Genomic DNA, 17,275 nt, shown 5'->3' with positions numbered 1-17,275 from the left:
ATGAAGGTCACCCATCAATCGGAGTACGGAAAACTCAGGTCAGTTTTTATCAAGCGACCAGAAGATGCCTTTGTAAACGATGCCACGATTGATGAACAATGGCAACAACTGAATTTTCTATCACGCCCCGATTTCCCAAAAGCAGTTTCGGAATTCAATAAGTTTCAGGGCCTGCTCAAAAGCTCGGGTGCAGAATTGAATTATTTACCGCTTCATAACCAAGTAACCCTCGATTCTATCTATTGTCGCGATGCAGCCATTGCAACAGATTTTGGGATGATTATCTGCAACATGGGAAAGCCAGCCCGCAAGCATGAGCCGGCAGCCGAGCAATGGGCATTTGAAAAATTAAATATTCCTATCCTTGGGATAATACAACCTCCCGGAACGGTTGAAGGTGGTGATGTAGCCTGGATTGACCAACACACGTTGGCGGTAGGCCATACTTATCGAACCAATGATGAAGGTATCCGGCAGATCAAGCAATTACTTGAACCCCGTGGCGTAACCATTTGGGTAGTGCACATGCCGCATTACAAAGGCCCTTCGGATGTATTTCACCTGATGTCGGTATTCAGCCCGGTTGATAAGAACCTAGCCGTTGTTTACTCTCCACTTATGCCTGTTTCATTCCGCAACGGTTTGATTCAACGTGGTTATGAGTTGGTTGAAGTGCCCGATAGCGAATGGGATTCAATGGCCTGTAATGTACTGGCCATTGCCCCACGGGAATGTATTATGGTTTCGGGTAATCCTGTTACAAAACAGAAATTGCTGGCAGCGGGTTGTATTGTTCATGAATATGCCGGAAATGAAATAAGCGTGAAGGGAGGGGGAGGCCCAACTTGCCTTACACGACCTTTGAAAAGAGAAGTTTAAAATGATTCCTCACCCCAAAAACCATCAAATTTCTGTACTTCAATATCATCCATAACCTTTACCTGGCAGGCCAGGCGCAAACCGTTGGTTAGTTTATGCGGTGGAAAATTCAAGCGCCACTTTTCCTTTCGTGTTAACGGATTTATGTTTCCGGTAATTTTTACAGCACACGTTCCGCAGGTTCCAATTCCCCTGCAGTTTATGTAGCGGGCATTTCTGTTATGAACGGTAAGGCCATATTTCAGGATTGTGTCACGCAGGGTTGCGCCAGGTTTGCATTCTAAGATTTCACCTTGATAGCGGATAATGGGCATGATTTAAACACGCAAGGCCGACAATCCACCATCAACATGGATAACCTGTCCGCTGATCCATGAACTCTCATCTGTAAGTAAATAAGCAGCCGCCTGTGCTATGTCGCGGGCTTCGCCTACGCGCTTCAGCGGGTGGCGGTCACCACTGACTTTCTTTTTTTCTTCACTCGATAAAATTTTTGATGCAAGTGGTGTATCAGTTATGGATGGGGCAATGGCATTAACACGAATTTTGGGAGCAAACTCGGCAGCTAGCGAGCGGGTTAATCCTTCCAATGCACCTTTTGCCATAGCCACCAATGCATGAAACGGCATGCCTTGCTGAACGGCTATGGTGCTGAAAAATACAATGGAGCTTTGTTCAGCTGCCTTTAAGGGGTTTAATAATTCACGAACGCATTTTGCTGCTCCTAAAACATTAATGTTGAAGTCTTGAAGGAATTCTTCATTTGTAAAGCGATGAAATGGCTTAAGTTGAATGGTGCCCGGCAGATAGGCCAGACCATCGATTTTGCCAGGAAGTTGCGATAGGTCAATGGAGGCTGTCTGTACATCGAAGGTGATGTGTTTTGCACCGACTGTAGTTGGAGCTGACCTGCTAAGGATATACACATCATAATTTTTATCGAGGAGTAGTTGAGCCAGTGAAGCTCCGATACCATAGCTTCCACCTACCAGAACAATGGATTTTTTTTCGGACATGGTTTATGAATTTTACCAAATAACAATCCGGGTGTGTGAATGTTATTTTAACTTTTCATTTCCTCTTGCCATAGGGTTGTCACCGGCATACCCTAGATTTGATTGTGTATCAAAAACATATGATTTATGAAACCAGGAAAGGGAAAAACATGGACTGACAAAGTCAATGACCCGACTAAAGAACCCATCGTAAAGAAATTGGAAAAGGATTTTACCGATATGCCTGCCGGGGGCAAGATGCTGATCGCCACGCCTAAAATTATCGATGATTATATCAGGCATATTCCCAAAGGCAAAAGCGCTAACCTTACGGTTCTGCGTAAAGACCTTGCTGCCGAGTATGGTGCCGATTACACCTGCCCGGTAACTACCGGAATATTTTTACGTATTGTTTCGGAAGCTGCTTACGAACAACTGCAAAAAGGTTCTTCCATTAACAAGGTTGCACCGTTTTGGCGCGTGGTGGAGGAAAAATCGGCTTTAAACAAGAAGCTCTCGTTCGGACCGGATTTTGTAGTTCAGCAACGAAAAAAGGAAGGTATTGCAGCCGAAAGCCCAAAGAAGAAATCCTCCCTTTAGGGCAACGCGCTGATAATATCTTTCAAGAAAGTATTCATATCTACCCAGTTTCCTGAGGTGAGACCAAGTTTTACTACTACCAGGTTTTTGGAAGGTATAATGACAACATCTTGCCCCTCAAAGCCGCTCAGGTAGTACATGTCACTCGGAACATCCGGAAAATTTCGGTCAGTAACATCATTTGGGTTTCCTGCATTGAGCCAGAACTGAGCACCATACTCACCTTTTTTTGCGCCTTTGGCAGGCGTAGTGCTGTACTCAATCCATCCTTCGGGCAAAATTCGTTCATTAATCCAGTATCCATCATTCAGGCAGAGCAATCCAAATCGTGCCCAATCGCGTGCGGTGGCAAATGAAAACGATGAACCTACAAATGTTCCACCCGGATCAGGTTCAATGGTCATGGAGTTCATGCCTATTTTATAAAAAATGTTTTTGTACGGAAAACTGTGGTATTCTGTATCACCAATCGTTTGCCGGATGATGTAGGATAAAATATTGGTGGTGCCGCTGGAATAATAGAACACCTCACCAGGTGTATGTTGCAAGGGTGCTTGTGAGGCATAAATACCAGCATCACGTTTTTTGAATAACATATTGGTGGCATCACTGGGTCCGCTGTACACCTCAGCCCATTTTAGTCCGCTGCTGGCTTGCATCAGGTTGTGGATGGTAATGGTATTTCGCTCGTCATTTTTCCACGCTTCAATGGGCGAAGGGTCATTAACCGATATTTTTCCTTCACGAACGAGTACACCCATCATGGCATTGGTAAGACTTTTCGTCATCGACCAACCGGTAAGGCGTGTGTTCTGATCAAATCCATCTGCATATTTTTCAGCAATGAGATTGCCATCGTGAATGACCGCAACCGCCCGGGTTCGTCTGTTTTTTTCTTCACCGGGTTCTTCAAAGGCATCGTTAATAATCTTATTCAGCAAGTCAAGGTTATATCCAAACAGGTTTACTGAATCAGGCATTTTGTTTCCGGTAGGCCAGGGAATAGTATCCTGATTTACACGTGGAGGAGTGGCTACCTTCCAAGGTTGCTTTCTCAACTCTTCTTCTGTGATTTCATTTACGAGTGTACATCCTAATCCTTTCCGGTAGATGGCTTTGCGTTTGGCAAGTCCAAAAACACTGGCGGTTGCCGATGAGTCAGCATAGTTCACGGAGAATGTTCCAAACGATTGGAGGCCTGAACCCAATTCTTCCCGGATCACATCTTCTGCTTTTCGCCCAGCCAGCATGGTACACGAGCAAAGATTTTTTGCCCCGTATCCGGAGATGATCGGGAAGGCAAGCCAGGCATAGTAGATGCCGTAGGATAGTGCCGCAAGAAAAAGGATGAGTAAGGAACGGAGGATGAGTTTACGCATAGGGCGGATTGGTTAAACCACAAAGTACAAAGAATAGCGTTAAACTTTGTGCTCTTTGCGTAACCTTTGTGTGTTCTGTGGTTTTGTATTTTTAACTATGCACAGCTTTTTTAATTCCCTTGCTCTTTCGGATTCTCACCGCAATCACTTTGTATTCCGGGCACATGGCTTCCACGTCATGTTCATCCGAACCAATTACGTTCAACCCGATTTCAGGGAAGTGGAAGGTTGAACTTAATACACCCGACTTTACTTCATCTGTAATACGAGCTTTTAAATCCACTTTACCCCGTGCTGACTCTACGCACACCATATCGCCTTCTTTGATAAAATGTTTTTCGGCATCTGCCGGATTGATCAGCAACACATCTTCAGTTAATAGCTCCACATTTTTTGTTCTGCGTGTCATCGTGCCTGCATTGTAATGTTCAAGCTCGCGGTTGGTGGTGATGATGTACGGGTATTCTTTTTTATTATCAATAATTTCCTGACTTTCCTTGAAATCGAAATAATGAAATTTGCCTTTGCCGCGTTTGAACGTTTCGGTGTGCAGGATTTTGGTGTCGGTGCCGTCTTCTTTTACCGGCCATTGTTTGCCGTTTTCACCCAATTCATTCCATTTTACACCTTTAAAGAACGGAACGATTTGAGCGATTTCTTTTAATACCGTATCCGGATCATAATCGGGTTGCGGATACCCCATCCGGTTCATGATGTCCACTACAATCTGTCCGTCAGCCTTTGTGCCTTCAATCGGCTCCACTACTTTGTTCACTCGTTGGATCCTTCGTTCACCATTTGTAAACGTTCCGCTTTTTTCTAAGAATGATGCTCCGGGCAATACTACGGTGGCAATCTTGGCGGTTTCGGTCATGAACAGTTCCTGCACAACCAATAAATCCAGCTTTTTTAAAGCTGCCATTACCTTGTTGGTGTTCGGATCGGTCTGCACCAGATCTTCTCCCATCAACCAAAGTGCCTTTAATTTATTATCGAGTGAAGCCGTGTACATCTGCGGAATTTTGTAACCGATGTGATTGGGGAGTTTAACGCCATAGAAGTCTTCATACATTTTATGATACTCGGGATTGGTCACATCAAAGTAACCAGCTCCCTGGTGCGGCTGGCAGCCCATGTCGGCAGCGCCCTGCACGTTATTTTGTCCGCGAAGCGGGTTAACGCCAACACCCCTGCGGCCAATGTTGCCGGTGATCATGGCCAGATCGGTAATGAGCATGATGGCATACGTTCCGTAAGAATGTTCGGTAACGCCTAACCCGTGGAAGGCCATCGCGGCTTTTGCTTTGGCATAAGCGAGTGTGGCTTCGCGCACCAGTTTTTTGTCAACACCGGTGATGCGCTCCAGTTCATTGATATTTACATTCAGGATTTGCTTTTTGAAATCGTCATAGCCCTCCGTTCGCGATTCAATAAACTGCTTGTCTTCCAGTCCTTCGGTAATGATGAAGTACAGCATCATGTTCAGCATAGCCACATTGGTGCCCGGCCGAAGCGGCAGGTGATAGGTTGCATAGCGGGCCAGCTCCGTTCTGCGCGGGTCAATTACAATCGTAGTTTTACCCTTCATGGCAAACTGCTTGAACTTGGCACCCGTTACCGGGTGGCCGTCTGTTGGATTGGCGCCAATTATCAGAATGCAATCGGTATCTTTTAAGTCTTCGATTGAATTTGTGGCAGCGCCAGTTCCGAAACTGCGCTGCATGCCCAAAGCAGTAGGCGAGTGGCACACACGTGCACAACTGTCGATGTTGTTGGTGCCGATAACCACCCGGATAAATTTCTGCATCAGGTAATTTTCTTCGTTGGTGCAGCGCGCTGATGATATACCCGCAATGTAATCAGGGCCGTAAGTATTTTTAATATGCGTGAGTTTTTCTGCGATGAAATCATAGGCTTCATCCCAGGAGGCCGGCTGAAGCTCACCGTTTTTCCGGATGAGGGGAGTACGCAATCTTTCCGGGTGATTGTAGAAGGAAAATGCAAATCTTCCCTTCAAACAGGTATGCCCCTGGTTTACTTCGGCATCGTACGGTGCTTGTATGGATTTTATTTTATCATCGTTAACGGCCACTTCCAGGTTACAGCCCACGCCACAATAGGTGCACACGGTACGCACTTTTTTCTGCACGTTAATGCTCTTCGATTCGAACACATCCGAAATGGCTGACGTAGGACAAGCCTGTGCACAAGCTCCACAACTCACACAATCGGAGGTCATGAAGCTATCATTGAAGCTTTTAATAATATGGCTGTCGAACCCGCGACCGGCCATGCTCAGCACCATTTCACCCTGCACCTCATCACAAGCACGAACACATCGGAAGCAATTGATGCACTTCGACAGGTCGGAAGTCATATACGGGTGACTTAAATCTTTTTTCCGGTCAAGATGATTTTTGCCTTCCGGATAACGAACCGTGCGTACACCTACTTGTGCAGCAACCGTTTGTAGTTCGCAATTATTATTTACTTCGCAGGTGAGACAATCCAACGGGTGATCGGTAAGAACGAGTTCAATAATATTTTTGCGAAGTCTGGTAATTTTTTCGGTATCTGTATAAATGTAGGAATTTGCAGTAACGGGTGTGTGGCAGGATGCTACCGTTTTGGTATTACCATTTGGTTGTAGCGCTATTTCAACGCTACACACACGACAAGAACCGAATGGTTCCAGGTTGGGGGCATCGCAAAGTGTGGGAATGCGGTTTCCTAAACTTCTGCGCACAAACGACAATACCGTTTCGCCATCTTTGATCTTGTATGGTTTGTCATTGATGTATGCCAACATGAGTTTATCTGCACCGTTTCCATTGGTGTGGATGTTTATTGTATCTTTTTTCTTCACCGCTTCCATATCCACTACACTTTAGTAAGAAAGTACGACTTCAATTCATCTTCAAAATACTGCACTGCATTCTTTATCGGCAGCGGCAGGCCACCACCGAGCATGCACAACGAACCGATCTCCAGGGTTTCCAATAAATCATCCAGCAATGCACGATCAATTTTGTAATCGCTGGTTCTTGCTTTCTGTAACATCTCTTTTCCACGGGTTGAACCCAACCGGCATGGGAAACATTTACCACAACTTTCGTGGGCCGTAAACTCAAACAAATGCTCTATATATAAAATGAGCGGAAAGTCTTTTGGAATGCAGACAATGGATGCATGACCAAGAAGAAATCCTTCTTTGGAGAATGATTCGAAGTCGATGGTGAGATCATTGATTTTTGATACCGGCACCAATCCACCCAGCGGACCGCCAATATGCATGGCTTTTATTGGCTCTCGGAAGCCGCCCCCTAAATCGTTCACCACAATACCCAAAGGTGTTCCCATTTCCACTTCGTAGATACCAGGCTTATTAAAGTAACCGTCCAGTGAAATAAGTTTTGTTCCCGTTGATTTAGGTGTACCAATCGAAGCAAATTCCTTTCCTCCGTTCCGCACGATAAAGGGAAGATTAGCAAGCGTTTCAACATTGTTTACCACAGTGGGTAGATTAAACAAACCTTGCTGGGCAGGGTAGGGTGGGCGTACCCGAACCTCAGGTCGTTGACCTTCAATGGAGGAGAGTAATGCTGTTTCTTCTCCACAGATATAGGCACCTTGTGCTTTGATAACTTTGAAGTGAAATGAAAAATCAGAACCGAAAATATTTTCTCCGATAAACTTATGATCATGAAGTTCTCGAATAGCATTTTCAATAACTTCAATTGACTCAGGATATTCTGCTCGTATGTACAATACACCAACTGATGCGTCAGCCAGGTAGCCTGCGATGATCATACCCATCAAAACCGAATGGGGTTGATGTTCCAATAAGTACCGATCGGAGTAGGCCCCAGGGTCACCTTCATCGGCATTGCAGACGATGAACCGTTGATGAGCATCTGTGTTTCTGCAACTTTCCAGTTTAATGGCCATTGGAAAGCCCGCGCCACCGCGGCCGCGCAAACCAGAGTTTTTTAATTCAGTTTGTAACTCAGTAACTGATTTTTTTAAACAGTCTTTAAGGATTTGGTAATAAGCTTCAAGGCCCGGAAATTTTTGTGTAAGAATAGCGGTTCCTTTGGAAGCGATGTTGTACTTATCGGCTACTACCGTTTTGTTCTTTTTTATTTCACTAATGGAATCGATTGCTTTGCCCGAGTAATTTTTTCCGCCATAGTGAAACGCAGCGTTTTCATGGCACCGGCCCAGGCAGCACATTTCGCCAATCTCTTCTTCTTTAAAATATTTTTCGAGCTTTTCTTTTAAGGCAGGCTGGGTTCCTGCGCACAGGCAGGCGCTGCCGTTGCACACGTACACTTTTTTGCCCTGGTTTTCGGGTTTTAAAAAATCGTAGAAGGTAGTGGTGCCGTACACATTCGCTTTGCCTATCAGGAATTCTTTTCGCAGGGCCTCCATTTTTTCAACCGAAGGCGTACCCGTTTCGGCAGCGGCAATGCCCAGTTCTTCAAACAGGGTTTTGGTAACGCCCTTTCTTCCGGCCAGATAGCTTAAATTTTTCGACATAATGGGTTGAAATGCACCTTTAAGGTACTCAATTATTTTGGGTTTTCGCTTTGAAATATGGCAGGCGGTTGTAGGGTGTTTTTATTTATTACTAACCCGGGTTTAACGCTGGGTTGAATAGCGGTAGCATTTTTTTAAGTTGAGGCCTCACTCAACTTCTCCACAATCTCCGCCTCCGGCTCTGTAAATACTAAATCCCGCAGCGCGTGTATCATTTGCCTCACGGATATGTTAAAGGCGCGATTGATCGTGATTAACGTTGGTATGTCCGTTTGTTTTATTTTCTTGGAAGCGATGGATGTGGTAATCAATTGCGTAAAGGCAATGTCATCGTCTTTGTTTTTGATGGTAAGGTTATGCAGCAAGCTGATGTTGGTACTAACCTCGGTGTGTTCCAGTATGGCAATAAACTCCTTTTGGGTAGTGTCCCATTTATCTTTAAAGTATTGCATCAGTTCCTCCATGGTTGCGCTGTCGGAGTTTTCGGCTTCCTGGAGATTATGCTGTATATCTTTTAAAATTTTTGCAGATGCGACTGCATTGCGGGTGGCGTGAAGAAGTTTATTCAGTTCGCGTGCTTCGTTGTCGTGAAGTTCATGCATCTGTAAACCAGAAGCGAAGGTGTATATCTCCGCTTCCAGTTGTTTGATCATTTGGTATTGGTCGGTAAGCGATAATTCTTTTGTTTGAACAGGCATTTCTTTTTTCTGAAAAGAAAGAAAGGGTTCCCTTCGTGTTAATTTTAAAATGCGTAAGTGATAGAGGATAACTTCAACAACCAGGTGGCGGATCTCCGTTTTAAGGGCAGCGATACCGGCTTCGGGTACATCGGGTTTAAGGGTGTGGAGGCATCGCGTAAGTGTAGTCTTTTTTTCAGGTATTACCCGAACAATAAACCGGGTGAAGAATCCAATCAGCGGGAGGAAAACAAGCACACCCATTAAATTGAACAAAGTATGAAAGAATGCGATGGCCGTTACCGGATCGTTCTCCAGGTGAACAACTTTTTCAACCAGGTAAATCAACAGGGGAAAGATGATGATGGCCAGCACGGCTGTTATCGCGTTAAAAAGCAAATGGCTGAAGGCTACCCTTTTTTTAATCGTTTGTGACCCTAAGGAACCTATTAGTACCGTTAATGTAGTGCCCAGGTTAATGCCAATAACCATGTAAGCCGCCAGGGGAAATGAAAGTATACCAGAATTAATGGCGCTGAGGATAATGGCCATGGCGGCAGAGCTGGATTGAATAATTGCCGTAAGCACAAAACCGATGAGGATAAAAACAATTCCAGGATAATGCTGAACCGTGCTGAGATCATAATGTTGCGCCATTCCCTCAATACTGGTTTTCATATAATCCAGGCCCATGAAGAGCAATCCAAAACCGACTAAGAATTTGAAGATATTTGCTGCCCGACTGGACGCGCTGAAAAAAATCAAGCCCACACCGCCAACGCCAACAAAAGGAAGGGCAAGGATTTCAATTTTAACTTTAAACCCAAGGGTGGCAACCACCCAACTGGTGAGTGTTGTACCGAGGTTTGATCCGATAATTACGCCAATGGCGCTTTCCATGCCCAGCACACCGGCACCGGCAAAAGCCAATACCATTAATGAAACAGCCGTGCTGCTTTGCAATACAGCGGTTGCCAGTGTTCCGCTGAGCACGCTCCGAAACCAATTTTCCGTGAACTTGCGGATAAGCTTGCGGAACGTTCCACCGGAAAGCTGCTTCAGGGAATCTTCCAGTTGGTGCATGCCAAACAGAAATATTCCAATACCGGCCAACAGTTCAATAACATTCAGTTCCGAATTCATGTACAGATTGGTTTGGTGAAATTTAATGGTTTTATGTTTTGGATAGAATGATCTTTATCATTACTTGCCCCATGCATGCAACGAGCAAAAGTCAAAAAGCAACCGCTTACCGGTAGTGAACTGAAATCTTTTCTTGATCAAAAAGTACTGGAGTACAATCAGCCAGGTTTTATTGGGCACGACCCGGTTTCCATACCACATTTATTTTCAAAAAAACAGGATATAGAAATAGCTGGCTTTTTTGCAGCCACGTTAGCCTGGGGGCAACGCATTACGATCATCAACAATTGCAGGAAACTATTGGCCTGGATGGACAACGATCCGCATCAGTTTATCCTTCATCATTCTGATAAGGATTTAAAACCATTTACTGCATTCAGGCACAGAACTTTTAACCCAACGGACGCACTTTATTTTATTGAGTTTTTAACATGGTTTTATTCGCGACATACTACGTTGGAGGATGCTTTTCAGGTTGAGCCAACAGAGGCTAGTGTAGAGAAAGGTCTGGTTAATTTCCATAACCTGTTTTTTAGTTTGCCTGAATTTCCACCACGCACCAAAAAACATGTTGCCACACCCGAACGTAAATCGGCCTGCAAAAGGCTAACCATGTATTTGCGTTGGATGGTTCGTGAGGATAATAATGGTGTAGATTTCGGTTTGTGGAAAAGGATCAAGCCCTCACAACTGGTTTGCCCGCTGGATGTACATGTTGAACGGGTAGCCCGAAAACTAAAATTGATCAAGCGCAAACAAACCAACTGGCTTACCGCATTAGAATTGACTGAGAACTTGCGCAAGCTGGATGCTGATGACCCTGTTAAGTATGACTTTGCCCTTTTCGGTTTAGGGCTGGAAAAATTTTAAGTGATTACTTCTTTTTAAGCACACCGTTATCGGAATACCAATATTGATGAGGCGTAAAAGAAGACCACTGGTTTACGTTAAAAGCCGGTGTGCCTGATGCACTGCCCTGGAAAACATAAACCCGAACAGCTTCCTGGTTCCGGAGCCAATGCAGTGGTATGCCGGGCAGGCAACTTTCCGGATTGGCCCCATTATGGATAAGAAAATAAGATTTATTTGCGCCAAATACTGTTGCATTTCCATCCTGATCGATGCATACAGCCGTGCGTTCATCAACGCCAATGCCACGCGCCTCTATTCCGCTGTCTTTCATCATCCTGGCCATAAAGGCAACATGCCTTCCGTGCCGGTCGCGTTGGGTATAGTGCTGGTCGGTAATGGTGTTGGAGAGGTATGGAATTTTAATGAAGCTTTCCGAAATGCTTAACAGCGGATCATACGGGTTTTGTAAAGCTTCCGTTGAAATGATGCTGCCATTTTTAGCGTCAAAAATAATTTCGCCAAGCACGGCACAACCCGCACTGGTTCCGCCAATCGGTACTTTCTTTTCGCTTATCAGGTACTGGATCGCCCGCGATACTTCTGTATCGGCCCAAAAGTTTACGTAATTGGCCTGATCGCCCCCGGCTATAAATAAGGCCTCGGCATTCCTGATCTTGTCACGCGCTTCCGTTCGGTTGGCTTTTTCACGGCTATCAATTAGCAGGGTTTCTACCGAGTTGAGATTGCCCAACCCTTTTATGTAATCGTTATACCCGGTTGATCCTGAAGCACGGATTACAACAAAGTCGCCCCCCGAGGCCCGGTCAATCATCCATCTAATAGCTTCATCAACATCAGTGCTGCCACCCATTAGCACAATACCGAATGTGGTGGGCACATTTACATCGGCTTTATCCCCGGTAATGCCCAGGCTAATGGTTTCAGGTCTGGGGTTTGGAGTGGGATTATCCTGTGCTTGGCAAGAAACCAAACAGAGGGATAATAGGAAAAGAAAAGTACGCAAGTTCATTTAATTATTAGGGTGTCGCTGGTGAATACAAGACTGCCAATCATCAGAAATAGAAGGGCTAATGCCAGGCTGTAATGGACAATTATATTTTTTGGTTTCCAAATAAGCATGGTACTGAAAGTCGCAATTACGGCAAGTTGAACCAGTTGCTCCGATAGCGAGTAGTTCAATAAAAAAATGTTTTGAAGAATGGCCACCACCGACAGCAGTATGGTGAACAGAAAGAATTTGTGGCAAATGGAAAAGTAAAACACTTTGAGGTCAAGACTTTTAGGCCATCGGCTCGGGAAAAGTAAGTTGGCAAGAATGAACAACAGAATTGGATACATGATGACGAAGAGAAACATCGGCATGCTCCACGATGAAAGTACTGTAAGTTGATAGGTTTCCCACCACTCATGGATGTGCAATACAAAAGCAAGACTTATCCATATGAAATAAGGCCCGAAAGGTTGGATGGTCTCCCATCGCTTGATGATGCGGGCGATGCCTGAAAGAATAAGTGTGAGCCCCAAACCCAGGATCAGTGAAATGAGCACACTCACATACTCAAATGGGGTCATAAAGCGGGTTTTTGCTTACAATTTAAACTCATTCTAAATTAAATGTTTAGTGTTTCTACCATCAATCTTGGCCAACATTCAACGAACCTTACAGGGCACGTTTAGTGCGCTAAATAATTGGTTCCCGCTTTAAAATAAGTTTGAAAAAATGACTTCCCATAGTAGATTTGCACACCTTGATGTAAAAACCGGACACTATTAACCTATCATGATAAAAGTATCCCAGCACTCACTCCTCAAAAGCATCAGCACCCTTGTCTTATTTTTCACGTTTAGTTTAGCCTACGCACAACAAATACCGACTGAACCTGAGGCTATTGCCAATGGTGAATCGTTGTTTAACGCCAATTGCAAAACGTGCCATCGGGTACACCAAAAATTGGTTGGCCCGGCTTTGGCCAACGTGTATGATCGTGCGCCTTCTATCGATTGGTTGAAGCGGTTTATCCGCAATTCTGCGGCTGTGATTGCCAGTGGTGATGAATATGCCGTTAACCTTTATAATGAGTACAACAAAACCCAGATGACAGCCTTCACCGGCCTGAAGGACGATCAGATCATGAACATTCTGGCGTACATCAAGGCCGAAACTGAAAAAGGTCCTGCAGTAGCTGCCACACCTGCTGCGGCTGGTGGTGAAGGAGGCGGAGCGGGCGTTCCTGCCGAATACTTGAATATAATCCTGGTTGGGATGCTGGTTATTTTGGCCCTGCTGGTAATTATCCTGGTATTCCTGGTTTCTGCGCTCAAGCGTTTTCTCGATCAAAAGGAATTAAGCGAAGAGGACAGGGAAGTTATTCATTCGCCTTATACATTGGCAAGTATATCCCGCAGCCCGGGTTTCAGGTTTATCCTGATCTTTATTATTGGGTCATTGGGCTTCAAGGCGGTTATCAATGGCCTTTACTCTATTGGTATACAGCAAGGCTATGAACCCAAGCAACCTATTGCATTTTCGCACAAGTTGCACGCAGGTGCATATGAGATTGACTGTAAGTATTGCCACACCGGTGTGCTGAAAGGAAAGAGTGCTACTATACCCTCGGTCAACATTTGTATGAATTGCCACCGCTCGGTTAAAACAGAGTCACCGCAGATACAAAAAATATGGGCTGCTGCTGATTGGCAGCCTGAAACGCTCTCCTATGGGCCTAACCAAAAACCTATTGAGTGGGTACGCATCCATAACCTTCCCGACCTGGCCTATTTCAACCATGCCCAGCACGTTAATGTAGGCAACATCGAATGCCAGACTTGCCACGGCCCTATTCAGGAAATGGAAGTTGTTAAACAATATTCATTATTAACTATGGGTTGGTGTATCGACTGCCACCGCAAAACGGATGTAAACTCAAAGGGTAACGATTACTACAATAAGCTTGTAGAGTTGCACAGCACCTCCAGCAAGCAACCCATGAAAGTTGAAGACATTGGCGGGTTGGAGTGCGCCAAATGTCACTATTAATCAGTTTATTCAGAGTTAGGAAACGTTAAGTCAGACTTCGCTTTTATATATTATGGAGAAAGAATCTACGAAGAAGATATACTGGAAAGGCCTTGAGCAACTCACCAACGATGCCGAGTTTGTAAAACACGCCCATCGGGAATTTGCACCCGGACCGGAGGAAGACCTGGGGCATTCACGCAGGGACTTCCTGAAAATGATGGGCTTTGGTGTAGCGGCAGTTTCGTTGGCAGCTTGTGAGGCTCCCATCCGTAAAGCCATTCCTTATGTTAACAAGCCTGAGGATACCGATCCTAGTATTGCCAATTACTATGCCTCTACGTATACCAATGGAGGCGACTATTGCAGCATCGTAGTGAAGACCCGTGAAGGCCGCCCGATTAAAATTGAGGGCAACTCATTATCATCTGTAACCAAGGGTGGCACAAGCGCTCAGGTTGAGGCTTCCGTACTTTCATTGTACGATAATGCCCGGCTGCGCTTTCCACGCGTAGCCGATAATAAGAAAGCTTCCTGGGAAGATCTCGACAAAGCTGTTATTGAAAAATTGAATGCCATTGGTGGCGGCAAAATCGTTATCGTTAGCAACACCATCATAAGCCCCAGCACTAAAGCAGTAATTGAAAAATTCAAGGCAAAATATCCTTCGGCCCAGCTTGTGCAGTATGATCAGAGTTCATGTTATGGAATGCTGAAGGCCAATGAAGAGTCTTTCGGTAAAGCTATGATCCCCTCTTACGATTTCAGTAAGGCAAAAGTAATTGTAAGTGTGGCTGCTGATTTCCTTGGCTCGTGGGTAGCTCCGATTGAATTTACCAAGCAGTACGCTCAAACCCGTGATGTAGGCGAGGACAAAAAGGAGATGTCACGCCACTACCAGTTTGAGGCCGGTATGTCGCTGGCAGGTGCCAATGCAGATTACCGTACCCAAATTAAGCCTTCAGAGGAGGGCGCAGTATTGGTACAACTTTACAATCTGTTGGCCACGAAAGCAGGGGGGTCAACGGTTAGCGGAGGTGTTGATAAGCCTAACCTTGCCAAAGCTGCTGAAGATCTTTGGAAGAACCGTGGCAATGCCTTGGTTGTTGCAGGTTCCAATGATAAATCAATACAGGTTGTAGTAAACGCTATCAACGATATACTGGGAAGTTACGGATCAACCATCCTTCCGCACATTCCTGTTAACTATCGCCAGGGCGATGATCAGGCCATGGCTGATTTCATCAAGGAAGTGAATGCAGGAAGTGTTGCCGGTGTTATTTTTTACAACTGCAATCCTGTTTATGACCACCCCATGGGTTCGCAACTGGCCAGTGGTTTGGGTAAGGTTCAATTGAAAGTGGCTACGGCTTATAAAGAGGATGAAACCGCATCACTGGTTGATTTCATTGCCCCTGATCATCACTACCTGGAGGCATGGAATGATGCAGAGCCTAAAAAGAACCATTATAGCGTTGCCCAGCCGGCCATAACGCCAATCTTTAAATCGCGTGCAGCACAGGAAAGTTTCCTGATCTGGGCGGGCGAAACCAATGTTGATTATTTTGAAATTGTAAAGAATAACTGGAAAAACTGGTTTTATAAATCCGGAAATTTCCAAACGTGGTGGGACACTTGTTTGTACAACGGTGTGCTTGAGCTTCCGGTTGAAGCAGCTACTGTTTCGTTTGCCGGTGATGTAGGCGCTGCGGCTTCAGCCATCGCCTCGAATTATAAAGGAGGTAGTGGTTTCGAAGTTTTTGTATTTGAAAATGCAACGGTCGGCAATGGTTCTCAGGCCAACAACCCGTTACTGCAGGAATTACCCGATCCGATTACAAAAGCAGTTTGGGAACATTACGTTACTGTTGCACCGGCCGACTCGAAAGGGATCAACTTCAAGGAGGCAAAAACCGAATATTATACGATTTCTATACCGGGCAAAGAACCGGTGAAACTTCCTGTATTGGTACAACCTGGTCAAACACCGGGCACGTTAGGTATTCCATTAGGCTATGGACGCACCAAGGCCGGCAAGGTAGCCGATGGCATTGGTAAAAATGCATATCCATTGATCAACATGGTTAATGGATCACTTAGCTATAGCGTTGCAGGTGCTTCGTTTGAGCCTGCCGGTGAACGGTATCAAATTGCTACCACGCAAACCCATCAAACGTATATGGCACGTCAAACGGTAGTGCAGGAAACTACGCTGTCGAACTTTAGCCGTGCCGATTGGAAGAAAGAATTCAAACCCAAGATTGCCACCTGGAAAGATCCTAACCATAAAGTTGCACCAGAAGAACTTTCATTGTGGAAGGGCCATGATTATAAGAATCACCACTGGGGCATGGCCATTGACCTAAATACGTGTATTGGTTGTGGAGCCTGTGTGGTAGCCTGTAACGTTGAGAACAATGTTTCCATGGTGGGTCGCGAAGAGGTGATTAACCGCAGGGAAATGCATTGGTTGCGCATCGACCGCTACTACAGCAGCGATGCAGCCGTACATGATGTGCGTGGTTTGGAAGAAGCTGCTGAAAATCCGGAAGTAGTATTCCAGCCTATGTTGTGTCAGCACTGTAATAACGCTCCTTGCGAAACAGTATGTCCTGTTGCCGCAACCACACACAGCACAGAAGGACTAAATCAAATGACCTATAACCGTTGTATTGGCACTCGTTATTGTGCCAACAACTGTCCGTATAAAGTAAGACGTTTCAACTGGTTCAAATATCACGACAACCGTCAGTTCGAACAGGTTAACCCGGCTATGAATACCGACTTAGGAAAGATGGTATTGAACCCCGATGTGACGGTTCGTTCGCGTGGTGTGATGGAGAAGTGCTCATTCTGCGTGCAGCGCATCCAAAATGGAAAACTCCAGGCGAAGAAGGAGAGAAGGCCATTGAAAGATGGTGAAGTCATTACAGCTTGTCAGGCTTCTTGCTCAACGGGCGCCATCGTATTTGGTGATGTAAATGACCCGGAAAGCCGCATCAGTAAGCTTTTGAAGATTGCCCCGCGCAATTCCGAGCGCCCGCACGGTATCGATAAGATTGCCGGTAACCCGCGCGCATACCAGGTATTGGAGGAAGTAGGCGTGAAACCGAACATCTGGTACCTGACCAAAGTGAGAAATAAAGACGCATAGCAGAAACAGAAACGAATAAA

13 protein-coding genes are annotated in these 17,275 nt (G+C 45.3%); 5 read left to right on the top strand and 8 right to left on the bottom strand.

Translation table 11 applies throughout. From position 1 onward, the window contains the following. The gene (locus KIT51_13710) at nt 1-879 is read left to right on the top strand and encodes a hypothetical protein (GenBank protein ID UYN85916.1); all 879 of its coding nucleotides are present in this window, start codon (nt 1-3) and stop codon (nt 877-879) included. On the opposite strand, the gene KIT51_13705 is transcribed toward KIT51_13710, so the two are convergent. Further along, nucleotides 876-1,193 (bottom strand): 2Fe-2S iron-sulfur cluster binding domain-containing protein, encoded by a 318-nt coding sequence (locus KIT51_13705; GenBank protein ID UYN85915.1) that lies wholly within the window; start codon nt 1,191-1,193, stop codon nt 876-878. The two genes, KIT51_13710 and KIT51_13705, sit on opposite strands and share 4 nt — an antisense overlap. 3 nt (nt 1,194-1,196) lie before the next feature. Next, a complete protein-coding gene (locus tag KIT51_13700) occupies nt 1,197-1,895 on the bottom strand; it encodes an SDR family oxidoreductase (protein ID UYN85914.1) in 699 nt (232 codons plus the stop codon). Nucleotides 1,896-2,021: 126 nt separating this feature from the next. Here KIT51_13700 and KIT51_13695 point away from each other — a divergent pair, with 126 nt between their 5' ends. Next, nucleotides 2,022-2,474 (top strand): hypothetical protein, encoded by a 453-nt coding sequence (locus tag KIT51_13695; protein UYN85913.1) that lies wholly within the window; start codon nt 2,022-2,024, stop codon nt 2,472-2,474. Here the strand turns inward: KIT51_13695 and KIT51_13690 are convergent. The 4 genes from KIT51_13690 to KIT51_13675 form a co-directional block, all read right to left on the bottom strand. Next, nucleotides 2,471-3,853 (bottom strand): serine hydrolase, encoded by a 1,383-nt coding sequence (locus tag KIT51_13690; GenBank protein ID UYN85912.1) that lies wholly within the window; start codon nt 3,851-3,853, stop codon nt 2,471-2,473. The genes KIT51_13695 and KIT51_13690 overlap by 4 nt on opposite strands. Before the next feature lie 91 nt (nt 3,854-3,944). Continuing rightward, entirely contained in the window at nt 3,945-6,728 is a 2,784-nt protein-coding gene (fdhF, locus tag KIT51_13685) for a formate dehydrogenase subunit alpha (protein UYN85911.1), read from the bottom strand. 5 nt (nt 6,729-6,733) lie between these two features. Continuing rightward, the gene (locus KIT51_13680; GenBank protein ID UYN85910.1) at nt 6,734-8,392 is read right to left on the bottom strand and encodes an NAD(P)H-dependent oxidoreductase subunit E; all 1,659 of its coding nucleotides are present in this window, start codon (nt 8,390-8,392) and stop codon (nt 6,734-6,736) included. Between the two features lie 134 nt (nt 8,393-8,526). Continuing rightward, nucleotides 8,527-10,212, bottom strand: a complete 1,686-nt coding sequence (locus KIT51_13675) for a Na/Pi symporter (GenBank protein ID UYN85909.1) — start codon at nt 10,210-10,212, stop codon at nt 8,527-8,529. Nucleotides 10,213-10,287: 75 nt separating this feature from the next. On the opposite strand from KIT51_13675, the gene KIT51_13670 reads away from it, so the two are divergent. After that, a complete protein-coding gene (locus KIT51_13670) occupies nt 10,288-11,082 on the top strand; it encodes a TIGR02757 family protein (GenBank protein UYN85908.1) in 795 nt (264 codons plus the stop codon). 4 nt (nt 11,083-11,086) lie between these two features. On the opposite strand, the gene KIT51_13665 is transcribed toward KIT51_13670, so the two are convergent. Together KIT51_13665 and KIT51_13660 are read right to left on the bottom strand one after the other, a co-directional pair. Continuing rightward, the gene (locus KIT51_13665) at nt 11,087-12,055 is read right to left on the bottom strand and encodes a cyanophycinase (protein UYN85907.1); all 969 of its coding nucleotides are present in this window, start codon (nt 12,053-12,055) and stop codon (nt 11,087-11,089) included. A gap of 35 nt (nt 12,056-12,090) precedes the next feature. Beyond that, nucleotides 12,091-12,657, bottom strand: a complete 567-nt coding sequence (locus KIT51_13660) for a hypothetical protein (GenBank protein ID UYN85906.1) — start codon at nt 12,655-12,657, stop codon at nt 12,091-12,093. A gap of 208 nt (nt 12,658-12,865) precedes the next feature. Between KIT51_13660 and KIT51_13655 the strand changes: the two genes are divergently transcribed. Continuing rightward, a complete protein-coding gene (locus KIT51_13655; protein ID UYN85905.1) occupies nt 12,866-14,122 on the top strand; it encodes a c-type cytochrome in 1,257 nt (418 codons plus the stop codon). Nucleotides 14,123-14,174: 52 nt separating this feature from the next. After that, nucleotides 14,175-17,255 (top strand): TAT-variant-translocated molybdopterin oxidoreductase, encoded by a 3,081-nt coding sequence (locus KIT51_13650; protein ID UYN85904.1) that lies wholly within the window; start codon nt 14,175-14,177, stop codon nt 17,253-17,255. The last annotated feature ends 20 nt before the right edge of the window (nt 17,256-17,275 follow it).

It is taken from the genome of Cyclobacteriaceae bacterium, from assembly GCA_025808415.1.
GTDB lineage: Bacteria > Bacteroidota > Bacteroidia > Cytophagales > Cyclobacteriaceae > UBA2336.
The sequence above is the reverse complement of the archived record's forward strand: the minus strand, read 5'-3'. Positions and strand labels throughout refer to the sequence as shown.